This is a genomic window from Pseudomonas sp. IT-P176 (genome assembly GCF_949767245.1).
Lineage (GTDB): Bacteria > Pseudomonadota > Gammaproteobacteria > Pseudomonadales > Pseudomonadaceae > Aquipseudomonas.
Map to the genome: position 1 here is coordinate 63824 of NZ_CATKPN010000090.1, position 18485 is coordinate 82308.

General features: G+C 60.7%; 18 protein-coding genes. 6 read left to right on the plus strand and 12 right to left on the minus strand.

Going from position 1 to position 18485, the window contains the following annotated elements:
• The first annotated feature begins 4 nt into the window (after positions 1–4).
• From ACM6IP_RS23050 to ACM6IP_RS23060, 3 genes are all read left to right on the plus strand, one after another.
• Positions 5–1324, plus strand: coding sequence for an MFS transporter (locus tag ACM6IP_RS23050; RefSeq protein ID WP_095165819.1), 1320 nt, complete (start codon positions 5–7; stop codon positions 1322–1324).
• Between the two features lie 312 nt (positions 1325–1636).
• Positions 1637–1894 (plus strand): hypothetical protein, encoded by a 258-nt coding sequence (locus ACM6IP_RS23055; RefSeq protein WP_095165820.1) that lies wholly within the window; start codon positions 1637–1639, stop codon positions 1892–1894.
• A gap of 124 nt (positions 1895–2018) precedes the next feature.
• Positions 2019–2651, plus strand: a complete 633-nt coding sequence (locus ACM6IP_RS23060) for a flavin reductase family protein (RefSeq protein WP_095165822.1) — start codon at positions 2019–2021, stop codon at positions 2649–2651.
• A 9-nt stretch (positions 2652–2660) separates the two neighbouring features.
• Here the strand turns inward: ACM6IP_RS23060 and ACM6IP_RS23065 are convergent, their stop codons facing one another.
• Positions 2661–2924, minus strand: coding sequence for a hypothetical protein (locus ACM6IP_RS23065; RefSeq protein ID WP_174244595.1), 264 nt, complete (start codon positions 2922–2924; stop codon positions 2661–2663).
• Between the two features lie 9 nt (positions 2925–2933).
• The gene (locus ACM6IP_RS23070) at positions 2934–3299 is read right to left on the minus strand and encodes a putative quinol monooxygenase (protein ID WP_159997667.1); all 366 of its coding nucleotides are present in this window, start codon (positions 3297–3299) and stop codon (positions 2934–2936) included.
• Positions 3300–3635: 336 nt separating this feature from the next.
• Between ACM6IP_RS23070 and ACM6IP_RS23075 the strand changes: the two genes are divergently transcribed.
• Positions 3636–4565: an AraC family transcriptional regulator gene (locus ACM6IP_RS23075; RefSeq protein WP_095165827.1), complete on the plus strand. Its 930-nt coding sequence runs from the start codon at positions 3636–3638 to the stop codon at positions 4563–4565.
• Positions 4566–4626: 61 nt separating this feature from the next.
• On the opposite strand, the gene ACM6IP_RS23080 is transcribed toward ACM6IP_RS23075, so the two are convergent.
• The 6 genes from ACM6IP_RS23080 to ACM6IP_RS23105 all read right to left on the minus strand — a co-directional run bounded on the left by ACM6IP_RS23080 (position 4627) and on the right by ACM6IP_RS23105 (position 12003).
• Positions 4627–5682 carry an ABC transporter ATP-binding protein gene (locus ACM6IP_RS23080; RefSeq protein ID WP_095165829.1) on the minus strand — a complete coding sequence of 352 codons (1056 nt, stop codon included), beginning with the start codon at positions 5680–5682 and terminating at the stop codon, positions 4627–4629.
• An 18-nt stretch (positions 5683–5700) separates the two neighbouring features.
• A complete protein-coding gene (locus tag ACM6IP_RS23085) occupies positions 5701–6549 on the minus strand; it encodes an ABC transporter permease (protein ID WP_320332910.1) in 849 nt (282 codons plus the stop codon).
• Positions 6546–7454, minus strand: coding sequence for an ABC transporter permease (locus tag ACM6IP_RS23090; RefSeq protein WP_414862339.1), 909 nt, complete (start codon positions 7452–7454; stop codon positions 6546–6548). Before ACM6IP_RS23090 ends, ACM6IP_RS23085 begins: the two co-directional genes overlap by 4 nt.
• 146 nt (positions 7455–7600) lie before the next feature.
• Positions 7601–8704: an ABC transporter substrate-binding protein gene (locus ACM6IP_RS23095; RefSeq protein WP_095165834.1), complete on the minus strand. Its 1104-nt coding sequence runs from the start codon at positions 8702–8704 to the stop codon at positions 7601–7603.
• Positions 8705–8920: 216 nt separating this feature from the next.
• Positions 8921–10369 carry an aldehyde dehydrogenase family protein gene (locus tag ACM6IP_RS23100; protein WP_414862340.1) on the minus strand — a complete coding sequence of 483 codons (1449 nt, stop codon included), beginning with the start codon at positions 10367–10369 and terminating at the stop codon, positions 8921–8923.
• A complete protein-coding gene (locus ACM6IP_RS23105) occupies positions 10366–12003 on the minus strand; it encodes a 5-guanidino-2-oxopentanoate decarboxylase (protein ID WP_414862401.1) in 1638 nt (545 codons plus the stop codon). Before ACM6IP_RS23105 ends, ACM6IP_RS23100 begins: the two co-directional genes overlap by 4 nt.
• 159 nt (positions 12004–12162) lie before the next feature.
• On the opposite strand from ACM6IP_RS23105, the gene ACM6IP_RS23110 reads away from it, so the two are divergent.
• Positions 12163–13062, plus strand: coding sequence for a LysR substrate-binding domain-containing protein (locus ACM6IP_RS23110; protein ID WP_414862341.1), 900 nt, complete (start codon positions 12163–12165; stop codon positions 13060–13062).
• 63 nt (positions 13063–13125) lie between these two features.
• Here ACM6IP_RS23110 and ACM6IP_RS23115 read toward each other — a convergent pair whose 3' ends face one another.
• The 4 genes from ACM6IP_RS23115 to ACM6IP_RS23130 form a co-directional block, all read right to left on the minus strand.
• The gene (locus tag ACM6IP_RS23115; RefSeq protein WP_414862342.1) at positions 13126–14148 is read right to left on the minus strand and encodes an alpha-xenorhabdolysin family binary toxin subunit B; all 1023 of its coding nucleotides are present in this window, start codon (positions 14146–14148) and stop codon (positions 13126–13128) included.
• 32 nt (positions 14149–14180) lie between these two features.
• Positions 14181–15407 carry an alpha-xenorhabdolysin family binary toxin subunit A gene (locus ACM6IP_RS23120; RefSeq protein WP_401126338.1) on the minus strand — a complete coding sequence of 409 codons (1227 nt, stop codon included), beginning with the start codon at positions 15405–15407 and terminating at the stop codon, positions 14181–14183.
• 495 nt (positions 15408–15902) lie between these two features.
• Complete coding sequence (locus tag ACM6IP_RS23125; protein ID WP_414862343.1) at positions 15903–16517, minus strand: NAD(P)-dependent oxidoreductase; 615 nt, start codon at positions 16515–16517, stop codon at positions 15903–15905.
• A 46-nt stretch (positions 16518–16563) separates the two neighbouring features.
• Positions 16564–17448 carry an MBL fold metallo-hydrolase gene (locus tag ACM6IP_RS23130; RefSeq protein WP_414862344.1) on the minus strand — a complete coding sequence of 295 codons (885 nt, stop codon included), beginning with the start codon at positions 17446–17448 and terminating at the stop codon, positions 16564–16566.
• A gap of 115 nt (positions 17449–17563) precedes the next feature.
• On the opposite strand from ACM6IP_RS23130, the gene ACM6IP_RS23135 reads away from it, so the two are divergent.
• Positions 17564–18469 (plus strand): LysR family transcriptional regulator, encoded by a 906-nt coding sequence (locus ACM6IP_RS23135; RefSeq protein ID WP_320332916.1) that lies wholly within the window; start codon positions 17564–17566, stop codon positions 18467–18469.
• Positions 18470–18485: the final 16 nt, after the last annotated feature.

Consider the following 18485-nt stretch of genomic DNA (forward strand, 5'->3'; position numbering starts at 1 on the left):
CGTCATGGATAACTCACAACCCCTGCCTCTCGGGTCGGCGGCTTCGCCTGCCAAAGAAAGAACCTCGGCCAGTCGCATCAAATCAATTTTCAGCGGTTCTGTCGGCAACATGGTCGAGTGGTATGACTGGTACGTCTACGCCGCATTCTCGCTGTACTTCGCCAAAACCTTCTTCCCCCATGGCGACACCACCGCCCAACTGCTCAATACCGCCGCAATCTTCGCCGTAGGCTTCCTGATGCGTCCGATCGGTGGCTGGCTGATGGGGCTGTATGCCGACAAAGTCGGACGCAAAAAGGCCCTGATGGCTTCGGTCTACCTGATGTGCTTCGGCTCACTGCTGATCGCCCTGAGTCCAAGTTACGAAGTCATCGGCATCGGTGCGCCGATCCTGCTGGTGTTCGCGCGCTTGCTGCAAGGCCTGTCGGTGGGTGGCGAATACGGCACTTCCGCCACCTACCTTAGCGAGATGGCCACCAAGGAACGTCGCGGCTTCTACTCCAGCTTCCAGTATGTGACGCTGATTTCCGGCCAGCTCATCGCTCTGGCGGTGTTGATCGTGCTGCAACAAGTGCTGACCACCGAAGAACTGTACGCCTGGGGCTGGCGTATCCCGTTCGCCATCGGTGCGCTGTGTGCCGTGGTCGCGCTGTACCTGCGTCGTGGCATGGAAGAAACCGAGTCGTTCACCAAGAAAAAGAAGTCCAAGGAAAGCGCGATGCGCACCTTGATGCGCCACCCCAAGGAACTGCTGACTGTAGTCGGCCTGACCATGGGCGGCACCCTGGCGTTCTACACCTACACCACCTACATGCAGAAGTACCTGGTGAACACGGTTGGCATGAGCATCAGCGACTCCACCACCATTTCGGCGGCGACCCTGTTCCTGTTCATGTGCTTGCAACCGCTCGTCGGCGGCCTGTCGGATAAAATCGGCCGGCGCCCGATCCTGATCGCCTTCGGCGTATTGGGCACCCTGTTCACCGTGCCGATCCTGACGACCCTGCACACCATCCAGACCTGGTGGGGCGCGTTCTTCCTGATCATGGCGGCGCTGATCATCGTCAGCGGCTACACCTCCATCAACGCGGTGGTCAAGGCTGAACTGTTCCCGACCGAAATCCGTGCCCTGGGCGTGGGCCTGCCGTATGCCCTGACCGTCTCGATCTTCGGCGGCACCGCTGAATACATCGCCCTGTGGTTCAAGAGCATCGGCATGGAAACCGGTTACTACTGGTACGTCACCGCGTGTATTGCTGTGTCCCTGTTGGTATACGTGACCATGAAAGACACCCGCAAACACTCGCGGATCGAAACTGACTGACACCCCCCGTGGGAAATGCCGCAGGCCGCGGCATTTCCTACAGACATATCCTCCTCCCCCCTCCTCCCGATTAATGATCCGTTAATTCCCCTACGACACTCTGTTGTCATCTGAATCCTGAACGACGTCTAGTCCGTCCATGGCATTCGGCCCCCCCTGGGGGAAGCCGCACTGCAATCTATCAGTGACGGCACACATATCGAATTAATCGATTATTAAAGGCTATTTTTTGAGCTTTTACATCAGTTTTGTACGAGTAGTATGAACTCCATACCGCACGCCCAAAACGTCAACGAACCTGGAGCACAGACCATGAAAATCCAACTGATCCTCGCCTTGACCCTCTCCGTACTGGCTGCCAACACCTTCGCCGCCGATGGCTTTGACCGTACCGGCTCGGCAGTCGCCGCCGATGGATACGACCGCACCGGCGCTGCTACCCTGGCTGCAGATGGCTACGAGCGCACCCCCCAAGGCCAGAGCGTTGCCGAAGGTGGCCGCGAACGTCTGGAAGAAAAAGGCCTGGTTGAAGATGGCTACGATCGTACCGGTTCTGCCTCCATCAGCTAAGCCGTGAATGCCCCCCCACAACGCCCGGCTCACGTCGGGCTTTGTGCTTTTTGCTCGCCCCGGCACACTGGCAATACCGGCAATCGCCCTGCACTATTGCGCCTCACCTTGACGGAATCCGCCCATGCCCGACGATATCCACTTCTACGAACCTGCCCAGGGCCACGGCCTGCCCCACGACCCGTTCAACGCCATCGTCGGTCCACGGCCTATCGGCTGGATTTCCTCGCAGGACGGCCAAGGCCGCTTGAATCTGGCGCCCTACAGTTTTTTCAATGCGTTCAACTACATCCCGCCGATCATCGGGTTCGCCAGCGTCGGGCGCAAAGACAGCCTGAACAATATCGAACAGACCGGCGAGTTCGCCTGGAACCTGGCCACCCGCCCGCTGGCCGAGCAGATGAACCAGAGCTGCGCAATGGTCCCCGCCGACGTCAACGAATTTGAACTGGCGGGGCTCACCCCCGTCGCCTCAAAAATCATCCAGGTGCCGCGCGTCGCGCAAAGCCCGGTGTCCTTCGAGTGCAAGGTGACCCAGATCATTCAGTTGCAGCGTGCAGACCAGCAATTGGTGCCGAGCTGGCTGATCCTCGGCGAAGTGGTCGCCGTGCATATCGCCAAGTGGCTGCTCAAGGATGGGGTGTACGACACCGCCGCGGCAGAACCGATTCTGCGCGGCGGCGGTCCGGCGGATTACTTCCAGCTAGGGCCTGAGGCCCTGTTCAAGATGCACCGCCCGGGGGCGACCAAGGCTTGAGGTATTGACTTACCAGATGAGTTCACCGTCCTCACCGACGTCGGCCAATCGAGCCAGTTGCTGCTCGGCAGCCAGGTCGGCCTCCAGGGCGGTGTTGAACGTCTGGTCGATCAGCACCTTGTTGAAACGCGGGGCGCCCGCCCCACCGAGGGCTTTGACGGCGATGGCGGCGGTGTAACCTTCGTCACCGCGCACGGCGGCAGAAACGGCTTCGAACTGTGCAAACTCTTTACGTGCCATGTTGCGGATCCTGGCCAATGGAAAGTCGGCCATTCTAAACCTTCAGCCGGCCAACTGCTGCATGGCCAGCGCATCGCAGGACGGATGCCCGGCGCGAGCCTGGTCGGCGCCGACATCGCTGAAGGTGTGGAAGTCCAGGCTATGAACTACTAACTCCTGGACCAACTCGCCGAAAACGGCCATGGCCGGGCTGCTGAAATAGGCGGTCATGGCCGGCTGGTCAACCCAGGAGCCGGACACCAGCCACAGCTGGGGGTCGCACAATGAGTGCTGCAGGGCAAAGTGCAGGTTGCCACTGGCCTGGCGCGTAGGCTCGATCAGGCAACTCAAACGCGCGCCCAACTCCATCGAGCGGCCTGCCTGGGCCCGGACCAACGCCATATGGCTGACGGGGATTTGCATGGACATGTTCATCGCTCCCTGGATGTAGACAATCGGCAGCCTGAGAGAAGCTGCGACAGGACCAGAGAATAAGCGCCAGGCTCAAGACTGGTTAGTCGATTCCTGCCGGCTTGTTGCACAATCCTGCGCCGACCGCCGGCGCATCGCTGTGTCCAGCGCATCTACCCGATGAAGATGACAAGAGTGTTTCAAGCAACGATCGCAGCCCTTTGCTGCGGTTCTGCAGGCGGTATCTACCACCACCGCAGGATCAGGCAAGTTTTGCGCAGGATCGGCCTAGCCCCAAGACTTGCACAAACTTAAGCTATGCCCATCCCATCAGCCTTACCGAGGATGTTCGCCATGTCACCTGTGGATTCCAACCACACGCCACTTGACGCCAGCCTGGAGCACCAGCGCGCGGAACTGGCGGCCATCATCCGGCGTAACACCCAGGAGGACGGCAGCTACACCACTGCCATCAACGCGCTGGTGTTGTCACGCCACAGCCAGTCCCACGACTTTGCCCCGGTGCTCGCGCAGCCAGCGCTGTGCATCATGGCCCAAGGGCGCAAAGAGGTCAGGCTGGCCGACGAACTGTTCAACTACGACCCGCTCAACTACCTGGTGGTCTCGGTCTCGATGCCCCTTAGCGGACGGGTGGTGGATGTCTCGCCCCAAGTGCCGATCCTGGCCTTGCGCCTGGACATCGACCCGACGGAAATCACCGCGTTGATTGCCGATGCCGGCCCCCTTGGCGTACCTGCCCGCCCTACCGGGCGGGGCCTGTATGTCGAACAGCTGGATCAACCGATGCTCGACGCGGTGCTGCGCCTGGCGCGTTTGCTGGACACCCCCAAAGACATCGCCATGCTCGCGCCACTGATCCGCCGGGAGATTCTCTACCGTCTGCTGCGCAGCCCCCAAGGCCACCGGCTGTACGAAATCGCCATCGCCAACAGCCAGAGCCATCGCATCAGTCAGGCGATCAAATGGCTCAACGGCAACTTCGAGCAACCATTGCGCATCGATGACCTGGCCCGCGAGGTGAACCTGAGCGTCTCGACCCTGCACCACCGGTTCAAGGCAATGACCGCCATGAGTCCGTTGCAGTACCAGAAGCAACTGCGCCTGCAGGAGGCGCGGCGCCTGATGTTGGCCGAAGGCCTCGACGCCTCGGCGGCGGGATATCGCGTGGGTTATGAAAGCCCCTCGCAGTTCAGCCGCGAATACAGCCGGCTGTTTGGCGCACCGCCGCTGCGGGACCTGGCGCGGTTGCGATTGTCTGTCTGATCAGACCTGATGGCCCCATCGCGAGCAGGCTCGCTCCCACATTAGAGGAGCGAGCGGCCAGTCAGGCACCCAATACGCGGCAAGCCTCGGACGGAATGGTTACCGACACCGGGTTGCCGATGCTCAGCCCAATGCCCTGGCACGGTGTGCTCAAGGCGGTCAGCGAAACTCCGGAGCACTCCACCGTGGTTTCGATGGTTGCGCCGATATCTCGCACGAACGTCACCTTGCCCAGCAGGCGATTACCCGCGGTTGCCTGGGGATGGGACAGTTGCAGGTCTTCGGGGCGCACCAGCATCTTGAGCTTCTCGCCGACCACGATACTGCTGCAGATCGGCACTGCCAGCGCGTCGCCGCCCGGCAAGCTGACCCTGCCGTTGCCCAGCGCGGTTGCCGGGAAGATGTTGCCGGAGCCGATGAAGTCCGCCACGAACGCGTTGGCCGGGTGCCGGTAGATCTCGATCGGCGTGCCGACCTGCTGGATCCGGTGTTCGCCCAGGACCACCACGATGTCGGCCATGGTCATGGCTTCGCGCTGGTCATGAGTGACCATGATGGTGGTGATGTTCAGGCGCTGTTGCAGTTGGCGGATTTCCACCTGCATCGACTCCCGCAGCTTGGCGTCCAGGGCGGACAGCGGCTCATCGAGCAGGAGGATTTTCGGGTGCGCGGCAATTGCCCGGGCAATCGCCACCCGTTGGCGCTGACCCCCAGAGAGCTTGGCGACCGGGCGATCGATCATCGCTTGCAGCTGGATCAGTTCCAGCAACTCCACCACCCGCGCCTGTTGTTCAGCCTTGCTCACGCCGCGCAGCTTCAGGGGGTAGGCGATGTTCTCGCCCACGGTCATGTGCGGGAACAGCGCCAGCGACTGGAACACCATGCCGAAGTTGCGCAGGTGCGCCGGGGTGTGGCCGATGTCCTCGCCGTCCAGGCGAATTTCGCCGCCACTGAGGGTTTCCAGGCCGGCGATCATCCGCAGCAAGGTAGTTTTGCCACAGCCCGAGGGGCCGAGAAAACACACCAGCTTGCCCTCGGGCAAATGCAGGTTGACGTCCCTTACCGCGCAGGCCGAGCCGTAGTGTTTCTCGACGTTTTCCAGAATCAGACCAGTCATGTGAATCACCTCAAGCAATCAGAAGGAAACGCCGCCTTCGCCCACCAGCTTCTCCAACGCCCAGATCAGGACGAAGTCGATCAGTACGATCAGCACGGCAAACGAAAAAACGGTGGGGTCCAGCGATGACACCGTGCGGCTGTACATCCAGATCGGCACGGTCATGACATCGATGGTGTAGAGGAAGTAGGTCACCGTGAACTCGTTGAACGAGACGATGAACGCCAGCAGCATCCCGGCCAGGATCCCCGACTTCATCATGGGCACCACCACATCGACAATCGCCCGGGTCGGCGAGGCGCCGAGCATCTGCGCCGCCTCTTCGACTTCACTGCCGATCGACAGCATTGCCGCCGTGCAGTTCTTCACCACGAAGGGCAAGGCCAGGATCACGTGGGCAATCACCAACCGCGAGGTGGTCATCTGGAACGGCAGGCTGTCGAATACCAGCAGCAAGGCCAAGCCCAGCACCACCATCGGGAACACCAGCGGCAACGACATCAGTTGCAGGGCCACCGCCTTGCCGCGGAACTCGCAACGGGTCAGGGCATAGGCCGCGGGCACTGCGATCAAGGTAGCGAACACCATGGTCAGGCACGCCACCATCAAGCTGGTGGTCATGGCCTTGCCCAGGCTCAGCACATCGCTGGCATCCGGCGAGACAAAGGTGTGCCAGGCGGCCTTGTACCATTGCAGGCTGTAGCTGCTGGGCGGGAAGTCGAGGTTCGACGCGCCACTGAACGACATGACGATCATTGTCAGGATTGGCAACACCGCCAGCAGCAGGATGCAACCGGACAACACTCCCGCCAGCTTGCCGGTGTCGCCCGGCAACAGCGCCTGGCGTGGCTTGAACAAACGACTCATAACGAAGCCTCCAGCATGCGCCGGCGACGGCCGGTGATGTATTCAGAAAGAGTCATGATCGCCAGCGTAGTGACAATCAACACCACGCCGGCGGCAGACGCTGCGGGCCAGTTCATCAGCGGGGCGATCTGGTCGTGCACCATCACCGCCAGCATCGGTACGCGGCGGCCACCGAGCAGCAAGGGCACCACGAAGCTACTGGCGTTGTAGGCAAACACCAGGGTCGCACCTGTAATGATGCCGGGCAGGCTCATGGGCAGCACCACCTGGCGAAACACCTGCAAGCGGCTGGCACCGAGGGTCGCCGCGGCTTCTTCATAGGTCCGGGCAACCCCACGCATGGCGCTGGCGATCGGCAGCACAGCCAGGGGGAACGCGGTTTGCACCAGGCCCATCAACACGCCGCTCTGGTTGTACAGCAGCATGATCGGCCGCTTGATCAGGCCCAGGCCCATCAAGGCCTGGTTGAGCATCCCGCCTGGGCCGAGAATCACCAGCCAGCCATAGCTTTGCAGCAGCAGGTTGACCAGCAACGGCAACAGCACCGCCGCCAGGAACACCCGCCGTAGCAAAGGCGAAGTCAGGCGCGACATGGTGTAGGCCACCGGGATCGCCAGCAACACGGTGATCACCGCGCTGATCAGCGCCAGGCGCAGGGTCAGCAGCAAGGACTTTAGGTAATAGGGTTCCAGCAACTGGGCGTAACTGGCCAGGCTGAAACCGCTCCACTCCGCACCTTTGGTGCCCACGCTCATGCGCAGCACCAGCAGGCTGGCGATGATCAGCACACCGAGGAACAGCATCGAGGGCGAGAGAAAAAACCAGGCACGCGCCGTCGGCGATACACCCCGGTTCGGGCGCACGACTGCTGCGCCGACCGGGTGGGTCAGGGGTTGGTGTTCCATAGCAATGATCTCGTCAATGGAAGATCGGGGCATGGCGAGTACTGCGCACTCGATCGCTGGCAAGCCAGCTCCCACAGGTCGTGCATGATTCTTGTAGGAGCTGGCTTGCCAGCGATGAGGTTCGAAGAACCTCCCCGCGATTCAGATCAGGAAGAAAAGATTTCCGTGTAACGACGAATCCATTGGTCATGCACGCTCGCCAGGAAGGCGTTGTCGTGCATGATCGCCTTCTCGGCAATCTGCTCCGGCGTCAGGATGAATGGGCTCTTGCGGGCCTCGGCAGAGATGATGGCCTTGGCGTTGACCGGGCCGTTGAAGATGTCTTCGGCCATCTTGCCCTGGACCAGCGGGTCCAAAGAGTGGTCGATGAAGGCGTAGGCCAGGTCGGTGTCGCCGGGACGGTTCTTCGGCATCACCGACAGCATCAGGTCGGTATAGAAACCTTCCTTCATGCCAAAAGTGGCGCCCAGGCCGTAGGCCGGATCGCGGATCTGCTTGGGGAAAAACGCCGGGGCGTACAGCCCACCCATGTCCAGGGAACCGGTGCGGAACAGCTCGGCGATCTGGTTGGGGTTTTCCCCCAGGGTCACTACCCGGTCCTTGAGCTCGGCGAGCTTCTTGAAACCCGGCTCGATGTTGTGCTCATCACCGCCGGCCAGTTTCGCGGCGATGATGATCAGGTCCATGGCCTCGGTCCAGTTCGGCGGCGGCAGGAAGATATTCGGCGCCAGCTCCGCATCCCACAACGCGGCGTAGCTGGTTGGCGCTTCGCTCAGGGTGCGGGTGCTGTAGACCAGGCTGTTGCACCACAACAGGTAACCAATGCCGTGGCCGTTGGCGCCAGTACGGTATTTCTCCGGCACGTCGAGCAGGTTGGGAATCCGGTTGAGGTCGGGTTTTTCCAGCAGGCCGGCGGCGGCCAGGCCTTCGGCACCGACTCCGGCCAGGGTGATGATGTCGTACTGCGGGCGATCACCACCAGCCTTGAGCTTGGCGACCATTTCCGAAGTGCTGCCGGTGCGGTCGGCGATGACCTTGGCGCCGGTCTTGGCCTCGAAGGTCGCGGCGATGTTGCGCAGTGCCGCAAGGCCGGTGTCATCGGACCAGGTCAATAGACGCAAGGTCTTGCCTTGAAAGCGCGTATCACTGGCGTTGGCGCGGATGAACGGCATGCTCATGGCGGCGGCCGCCACCGAGGCGACCCCAACGGTCTTGATGAATTGTCTTCTGTTCAGATCATGCTCGCCCATGAAGGACTCCCTCTATTGTTGTTGATTTGAGGTGGCTGCATCCCTTGCGACCGCGCTGTTCGATCGCTGCAAACCCCTGTGCTACAAGGGCTTTGGCGATGTCGGCGGGTTCATCCTGAGGTCACGCCCTGAGCGCAACAATCGAAAAAAAATCATTGGTGCCATGTCCCGCACGCATGCCTCGTGACGAGGTATGCAGGGCCCGTTTTCGGGCAGTCAGACGGCGCGAATCACGTGTTTTATTTCCTGGAATGCCTGCAACCCCCACGGCCCCAACTCGCGACCGAGACTGCTCTGCTTGTAGCCACCCCAGGCGGCCTGCGGGAAGATCACTTGCGGTGTGTTGATCCACACCAGCCCCGCCTGCAGCGCGTCGGCGACCCGCTGCGCAGCGCTCGCATCGCCGCTGACGACACTGGCCACCAGGCCGAACTGACTGTCGTTGGCCAGCGCGATGGCTTCCTGCTCACTGGCAAAACGGCGCACGCAAAGCACCGGCCCAAAGATCTCCTCGCACCACAGCGCACTGTCCAGGGGCACGTCGGTGAAGACCGTCGGCTGCAAAAAATACCCGCGCGGCAGGTCCGCCGGACGCCCGCCACCACACACCAGCCGCGCACCGGCGCTCAGGCCGCGATCGATATGGCCCAGCACTCGCTGGTATTGCGCCTGATTGACCAGCGCGCCCATCTCCACCTCGGGGTCGAACGGCTCAGCCACGCGGATCGACTCGGCACGGTCCTTCAGGCGTTGCAGGAACTCATCCGCCAGTGCATCGGCCACCAGCACCCGGCTGGTGGCGGAGCACATCTGCCCGGCGTTGAAGAATCCGCCGCCACTGGCCAGCTCCACCGCCAGGTCGAGGTCGGCGTCGGCCATCACCAGCAACGACGATTTACCGCCCAGTTCCAGGCTCACCCCCTTGATGGTTTCAGCCGCACGTTGCATGACCTGGACGCCCACCGCGTTGCTGCCCGTGAAGGAAATCTTCGCCACCCGCGGATCGCCCGACAGCGGTGCCCCCACCGCCAGGCCTGTGCCGCAGACCAGGTTGAACACGCCGTTGGGCAAGCCGCTCCGGGCGATGATCGCCGCCAGTTCCAGCTCCGGCAGCGGAGTGACCTCGGAGGGCTTGAGCACCACGCAGCAACCGGCGGCCAGGGCCGGTGCGAGTTTCCAGGCGGTGGTGACCATGGGGAAATTCCACGGCACGATCAGCCCGACCACGCCGCAGGGTTCCCGGCGCACGCGGGCGGCAAACGCCTCGCTCGGCAGCTCCAGCGGGCGGTCCTGACTGGCGTCCAGCGCCTCTGCCAGGCCGGCGTAGTACTCGAAGGTGGCGATCACGTCATCGACGTCGATCCCGGCTTCAAACAGCGGTTTGCCGTTGTTGCTCGACTGCAGGTACATCAGCCGTTCACGGCCTGCCTGCACGCCCGAGGCAATGCGGCGCAGGATCGCCCCGCGTTCGGCGCCCGAGGTGTTCGACCATTGGGCAAAGGCCGCGGTGGCGGCACTCAGTGCGCGATCCACCGCCGTTTCGTCGCCGCCGTTGACCGTGGTCAACAGGGCTTCGGTCGCCGGGTTGATGACCCGCAGGTGTTCGCTGCCCGCCGTCCATTGGCCATCGATGTACAAACCGTCCTGGGTGATCGGGAAGCTCATGCCAACACCGCCTTCTGCCATTGATCCTGGTCGATTTCAATCAGGCTCGGGCCCTGGCGATCCACCGCGGCCCGCAGCGCCGCTCGTAGTTCATCCAGCCCATTGATGGTCTGGGCCGCACAGCCCAGGCCCTTGGCCACGGTGATGAAATCCGGGGTATAGATGTCGACGCCCACCGGTTCGATGGCGCGGTTGACCATGTACTTCTTGATCTCTTCGTAGCCCTGGTTATTCCACAACAGGACGATCACCGGCGTGCGCGCTTCCACGGCACTGGCCAGTTCCGGCAAGGTGAACTGCAGGCCGCCGTCACCGATCAGACACACCACCGGGGGCCGGGTGTCGCGCGCCTGGCCACCGCCGAGCCAGGCGCCGATGGCCGCCGGCAAAGCGTAACCGAGGGTGCCGTAACCGGTGGAGGAGTTGAACCAGCGACGCGGGCGCTGCGGATTGAATGTCAGGTTGCCGCTGTACACCGGTTGGGTTGAATCGCCGACGAACACCGCCTCTGGCAAGACCTCCTGCACGGTTTGCAGGAACAGCGTCTGGGCCAGGGTCGGTGCGTCCCAGGTACTTGCCAGTTCAGCCCGCAGGCTGGCCGCGCGGGCCTGGCCCCAGTCGCTGCGGCGCTCGGCCAGGGTATGTTTGGCCACGCCATCGAGCAGGGCTTGGGCGGCATATTGCGCATCCGCCACCAGCGCGACTTTCGGCGGGTAGTTGCGCACGGTCTGGTCCGGGTCGATGTCGACCCGCAGCAGCGTCCCGGGAATTTCGAAGCCGCCGGCAAAGGTCACGTCGTAATCGGTTTCCGCCAGTTCGGTGCCGATCGCCAGCACCACATCGGCGTCCGCTACCAGGGCGCGGGTCGCCACCAGGGACTGGGTCGAGCCGATCAGCAAGGGGTGCTCTGCGGGCAACATGCCTTTGGCATTGATGGTCAGGGCCACCGGCGCGTCCAGCAGCTCGGCCAGGCGGGTCACTTCGACGGCAGCATCGATCGAACCGCCACCGGCGAGAATCAGCGGACGCTGGGCGTTTGCCAGCAGTTCACTCATCTGTGCCACGGCCGACGGCGCGGCGCCAGCGCGGGTAATGTTTACCGGCTGGCTGCCTTGCAGGGCGTCGGCGTCTTCCACCAGCACATCGAGGGGAATCTCGATGTGCACCGGACGCGGACGCCCGGCCTGGAACAGGGCGAAGGCCCGGGCCAGCACGCCCGGCAGCTCGGCGGCCGACATCAGCGTATGGGAAAACGCCGCCACACCTGCCACCAGGGCACCCTGGTTCGGCAGTTCGTGCAGCTTGCCGCGACCGCCGCCCAACTGGCTGCGCGACTGCACGCTGGAGATCACCAGCATCGGGATCGAGTCGGCATAGGCCTGGCCCATGGCGGTGGTGATATTGGTCATGCCGGGACCGGTGATGATGAAGCACACCCCGGGTTTGCCGCTGGTGCGGGCATAGCCGTCGGCCATGAAACCGGCGCCCTGTTCGTGGCGCGGCGTGACGTGGTTGATGCTCGAACGGGCCAGCCCGCGATACAGCTCAACGGTGTGGACCCCGGGAATGCCGAATACCTGCTCGACCCCGTAGCCTTCGAGTAACTTGACCAATACTTCACCGCACGTCGCCATGTCTTTGCCCTTCTTGTTCGTTGAGACGCTGACCCCGCGCGACATTGGTTGCTGCACGACGGGGCTCAGTCATGGCGTTATTGGAACGGTCTGCGGGTAGCCGCAACAATCGATAAAAAGTCATACTCGCCATGTCCTCACCTCATGCCTTGGCGTCCCATGAAACGACTTCCTCCCCTCCCCGCCCTGCACACGTTTCTGATCACTGCCCAGTGCTGCAACTTCACCCGGGCGGCCGAGCAGTTGCACATCACCCAGGGCGCGGTGAGCCGGCAGATCGCCGGGCTGGAGGAACACCTGGGGTACGCGCTGTTCCACCGCCAGGCACGCGGCTTGAGCCTGACGGCCGAAGGCCAGGAATGGTTGCCGCGTATCCAGCAGGTGTTCGGTTTGATCGACGAGGCGGTGGAACAGGTCGGCGCGCACCGCGAAACCCTGCAGCTCAAGGCCCCGACCTGCGTGATGCGCTGGCTACTGCCACGTTTGCTGCAATGGCAGAAAGAGCGTCCGGACGTGCCGGTGGAGCTGACCACCACGGTGCATCACGGGGTGGACTTTCACCGCGAACAGTTCGACGCCGCCGTGATGTACGGCGCACCACCGGACAGCGCGCTGGCGTCGATGCGCCTGTTCGATGAACAACTGACGCCCGTCTGCTCCCAGCCGCTGCTCGATGGCCCGGTGCCGCTGCACAGCCCGGCAGACCTCGACCGGCACTTGCTGTTGCACCCCACGCGGGATCAACGGGACTGGAAAGCCTGGCTGAAAGCGGCGGACGTCAACCTCAGCACCGTGGGCAAGGGCCAGCACTTCGAGACCCTCGACCTGGCGATGTCGGTGGCCTCTCAAGGCACCGGGGTGGCGATTGGTGACTGGTCGTTGATTGGCGATGACCTGAGTGCCGGACGGCTGGTCATGCCCTTCGCGCTGAAGGTGCGTACGGGGCTGGCGTACTATCTGGTGTTCCCGCAAAAGCCGGGACCGTCGCCGCAGCTGCGCGAGTTGATGGAGTGGCTGATACTGCAGGCACAACAACGTGATGAGCGCTCGACGGTGTAGCTCCACTGCCTGCAAAACAAAGAAGGTCATGCACTTGGCATGACCTTCGGTTCATTTGATGAATCAGCTTTTCTTGATGGCATTCAAATAGCTCTGAAATGCCTCATAACGTTCGGCAGTCGCCTCCAATGCCGCCACATCCGTTATCGACTCAGGCATGTTGTCCTGGAGAAAATGTGTGTAGGCCAAAGCGACCTTGGCGACTTCTTCCCGCCAACTACGAATCACTGCCCCCAGTGCGTCCAGCTCATCCAATGCTTGGAGCTTGCGTCGCAACTCACGGACTTGCAACTCGTCAGACTTGAGGCTGGCACCCAGCATCGTCGTCCGCTCGCGCACGGCATCCCTCGCTTGCGCCAAATTGGTGAACTGACGCCCCTGGTCGACACCCTCAAGGTTTCCCTGGAGCTTGTTGAGCAGCATTTGCAGGAACTCCTTATCCGGCTTTTTTGTCGCGACCAGCTTCATCGCGCCCTGAATTTCCTCTACGCTCGGCAGCAGGCTTTTGACGATAGCCCGCCAGCCCGGCGTCTTGAACCGCTGAATGGCATCATCGATAAATTGCTTCTCCGCAGCGAGCTTCTCAAGGTCCCCCTTGTCGGTCTCAATGCGCCGTTCAATAGTCGCCACCTCAGAACTGAAGGTACTAGGCAAATTACCGACCGACTCAACGAAACTGACCGAGTCAAGCTCCCGGACCACCCTCGCCAGATTGCAATTGGCAGAAGCCACCATCACCTGCGAAGCGCTGACCCGCTCAACCCCTTGATTGAGGAGCTTGCCTGCTTGTTGATCTTTCACTACGGAGGACAAATCAGTGAGGCTTCGAACCTCCTTGATACAGGTCAACGTTGCGACGAACCCAGTGTTGGCCAATGACGCGTGAACCATCTTGATATCGTCGAACAGTTGTTGATGTGCGTCATTCAGCTCGCCCCCGACAAACGTGAGTTTTTCTTTCAATGAGGGTAGAAAATCAAAATCCTGACCTGCCACACTCATATTCAGCCGGTCCTTGGCGACCCTCATCGCAGCAGTATCGGGCACCACATAATGACCAGCTGCCAACAATCCATAGTTATTCATAGTTATATTCATCCCTGAATAAAAAAACTTAATTATTCTTTAATAATCTGATTAAAAACAGCTGACAGCGCGTGAGCATGCCCCTTAATGGTTTTCCACGGTTCGAAAATAGCCTGAAGATTAAGCACCAGCAAAAGCAGATCCAACTCAGTCGCATTGCCTTTAAATGCGTCCAGAGACACACGCAGGCTACTCCAGACAATACCCAATACATCCTCGATACACTTGATGCCTTGCTCGGCGTCCTTCATCAATGAACGCATATCGGTAAAACGGGTCGCCAGGGTAATCAGGCTTTGCGACAACCGAGCCTTCGACAACTTACCAACCAAGTCCTCCTTACGTTTTAACAACTGATTTTTTTGCGCTCTTGTTTCTTCCGCCTGAGCACCAAATATACCACCGGTCACTAGCAGTCCAATCGGACCAAACACCAGCCCGGTAAAAGCATATCCCACTTGGCTGTCATACTCTGACTGCTTTTCGGCAATCTGCTCATCAAGCGACTTTATTTGCTCACGAAGCGCATCGACCTCGTCGTCCCTGTCAAAACGCACCTCATCGACAATTTTTTGCTTTTGCGCCAGCTGAATCAATAACTCATCCGATATCTTGCGTGAAAAATCTATTGCCAACCGATTGACGTCGGCAACCTCCAGATAGAACACCTCGATATCCTTTCTCGCCCACTTCAATGCCTTGCCGAGGTTTTCAACACGTTTTGAATCGGTACTGCCAAGCGGAATGGCAGCCAAACTTTCTTTCTCATCCTCGCTCAATGAATCAACATTGCCCTCAAAATTTTTATAAGCTTCGCTGCCCTTCAAAACCTCGACAATTGTTTCACCCGACTTGATAAACGTGCTGGCAAACAAATCCAAGTGATTGCCAACATCCTTTGTCCTACGCTCCAGCGTTGCCCATGACATTGCATGCTGATGAATCTGCTGATGAAGCCGTTGCATGCTCGCTGGGTCAAGCGCTTCGTAACCCGACTCACGATAGCCCAGGAAAGCTTCAACCTCACTGATATTTACCGGCAAGGCAAGCCCCGCACGAACATAGCGCTTAATTGACACCACATGACTCTTCTTTACGATAAACGTCTCATCATCAATATTTTCCATCCGCTTCCCAAAATACTGAACCGGCACTAATTTTGAGGCCTCCACCACATCAGTAACACCCTCCAACTTCGGAACAACTTTCTCCGCTATGATTTGCAACTGATAAGCTGCCAACTCTAACTCCCGCTCCATACATCCTCCGGCGCGCTACTAAAAATACGACTACGATTTAAATGCTTATTCATGCATTGCCTGAAGCAACGAATAACACATTGACTGTCAAGTCACCGTATCGCGCCAACACCCTTACCCACAATTCCCCAGCAGAAGCAGATAACGTAAGACGTTGAACCTGAATACTGTAAGACCTCTAAAAACGCCCCCTTAAAAATAACTTATACATAGACCAAACACTCTATAGCTACTCAACGGCTCCGCCCAACTCGACGCGATAACAGCACACACCGGCTCCGATAAGCGCGCAAAAAAAAGGCCACTCAGTGGCTAATGCCGATCAGTTAAGCCCTTTTGTAGGAGCGAGCTTGCTCGCGAAGAACTCAACGGCGCCGCGTTTATACTGAATACACGCGTTATCGTTGACGTTTTTCGCGAGCAAGCTCGCTCCTACAATTGACAGCGTCGCTTAACTGATCGGCATTACACTCAGTGGCCTTTTTTAATATTCAATCAGTAACCTACCGTAAATCTCTGCCGGGAATAAGCGTGTTTCTCTACTTCATCGAGCATTGCAATCGCATAGTCGGCGAAAGTAATCCAGCTCTTGCCTTCAGCACTCACCAGCAAGTCATCCTGGCCGATACGAAAAGTCCCGGTGCGCTGACCTTCAACGAACAGCGCGGACGGTGAGAGGAAGGTCCAGTCCAGCTCTTGCTCCTGGCGCAAGGTGTCGAGGAACACCGCGCCGGCGCTGGCCTCGGCCTTGTACTCGGCCGGGAAGTCCGGGGCGTCGATGACCCGGCTGCCATCTGGCAACAACAACGAACCGGCACCGCCCACCACCAGCAGGCGCTTGACCCCGGCCGCCTGCACCGGGCCGATCACGGCGCTGGCCGGGATGGTCGCAAAATGTGCGGCACTGATCACCAGGTCGTGGCCGGCCACTGCCGCTTGTAAGGTGGCTGCATCGAGAACGTCCACGTTCTTGCTCACCACACCCGGACGCGGGCTGAGTTTCGAGGTGTCGCGGGCGATGGCGGTGACGCTGTGACCACGACGCAGGGCTTCTTCCAGCAGTTGGCTACCGGCACGGCCGGTGGCGCCAATGAGTGCGATCTTGCTCATGAACAGTGCTCCAGTGATTGCGGTTGGCTAATGACAGGGTGACGAGTTACCACTGCATCTCGCCCTTGGCGACTTTGGCGCTCAGCTCCAGGGAGCTTTCCTCGCCCAGGTTCGGGTAGCGCTTGAGCATCGCAGCGATCAGCGCGGTGGAGTCCTTGGCCTTGGCGGTTTCTTGATCAAAGGCCTTGATGTACTCGGCGGTGAAATGCACGGCGGCCAGCGAGCGGCTGCTGTCACCCAGGTAGTGACCGGGAACCAGCGTCTGCGGCTGCAGTTTGACGATGCCGTCCAGGGTGCTCAACCAGTCGGCATGGGACTGCGCGGTCTGGGTGTCCGCCATCCAGACATGGATGTTTTCCGCGACCACCACCCCGCCGACTACCGCCTTGATCGACGGGATCCACACGAAGCTGCGATCCGGCTGCTTGCCGTCCAGGCCCACGATGTCCAGGGTCTGGCCTTCCAGGCTCAGGCTATGGCCCTTGAGCACGCCGGGGATGATGGTTTTAGCCGGCACGTCAGCGCCCATTTGGGGGCCCCAGTACTTCAGTTTTCCTTCAACCGTGGCCTTGATGTGATCCACCGTCGGTTGCGAGGCCAGCACTTTGGCGTTGGGGAATGCCGTCGTCAGGGTGTCCAGGCCGAAGTAGTAATCCGGGTCGCCGTGGCTGATGTAGATGGTAGTCAGCTGTTTGCCGCTGGCGCGAATCTTCTCCACCACCTGCTGGGCCTGGGACTTGCCGAACTGGGCATCCACCAGAATCGCCTCTTTTTCGCCGCTGACCAGCACCGAGCTCACCGGGAAGGTGGCAGCAGTGTCCGGGTTATACACATCCAGGGTCAATGCCGGGCTGGCGGCCGCCGCATGCGCCGCAAAACCGAGGGTGGCGGTGGCCAGTAAAAGGCGTTTGAAGGTGCTGAAACCGATCATGGTGCTGCTCCGTGTTCCGTGGGCCGGGTTTGGCGATGGGACAGAGCTTAGTTGCCTGACTCGCTACAAAAAATGCGATGCTTGAACATAGTTTGTTTCTGAAAGCGGGCAAATCATGGATCGTCTTCAAGCAATGCGCGTGTTCGTCAGCGTGGTCGACCTCGGCAGCCAGTCGGCCGCCGCCGATCATCTGGACCTCTCCCGCCCGGTGGTGTCGCGTTACCTGGCGGAACTGGAAGACTGGGTCGGCGCCCGGCTGATGCACCGCACCACTCGCAAGCTGAGCCTGACCGCCGCCGGCAACGAGATCCTGCCCCGCTGCCGGCAGATGCTCGACTTGTCGAGCGACATGCAGGCCGCCGTCAGCGAGCCGGATGACGCCCCACGCGGCCTGCTGCGCATCAGCGTCAGTACTTCGTTCGGCCAGGCGCAACTGGCCGATGCCATGGCCGTCTACGTCAAGCGCTTCCCCGGGGTCAGCATCGACCTGCAAATGCTCGACCGCACGGTGAACCTGGTGGATGAACGCATCGACCTGGCGATTCGCACCAGCAACGACCTGGACCCGAACCTGATCGCCCGGCGCCTGACTGTCTGCCGCTCGCTGATCTGCGCCTCCCCGGCGTACCTGCTCGAACACCCGGCGCCGCAGCGGGTCGAAGACCTGAGCCTGCACAATTGCCTGACTCACTCCTACTTCGGCAAGAGCTTGTGGCACTTCGAGCAGGCGGGTGAACAAGTCTCGGTGCCGGTGCAGGGCAACATCAGCGCCAACGAGGCCAGCACCCTGCTGCGCGCCGCCATGGCCGGCGCCGGGATAGCCATGCTGCCCAGCTACCAGGCCCATGTGCACATTCACCGCGGCGAACTGGTGCGCCTGCTGCCTCACGCCGAGCCACGGCAGCTGAACATGTACGCGGTATACGCCTCACGCAAGCACATGCCGGCGGCATTGCGCAGCATGCTGGACTTCCTGGTGGCGAGGTTTGCGCAAGAGCCGGAATGGGATAAGGGGCTTTAAAGACTTTGCACCATCA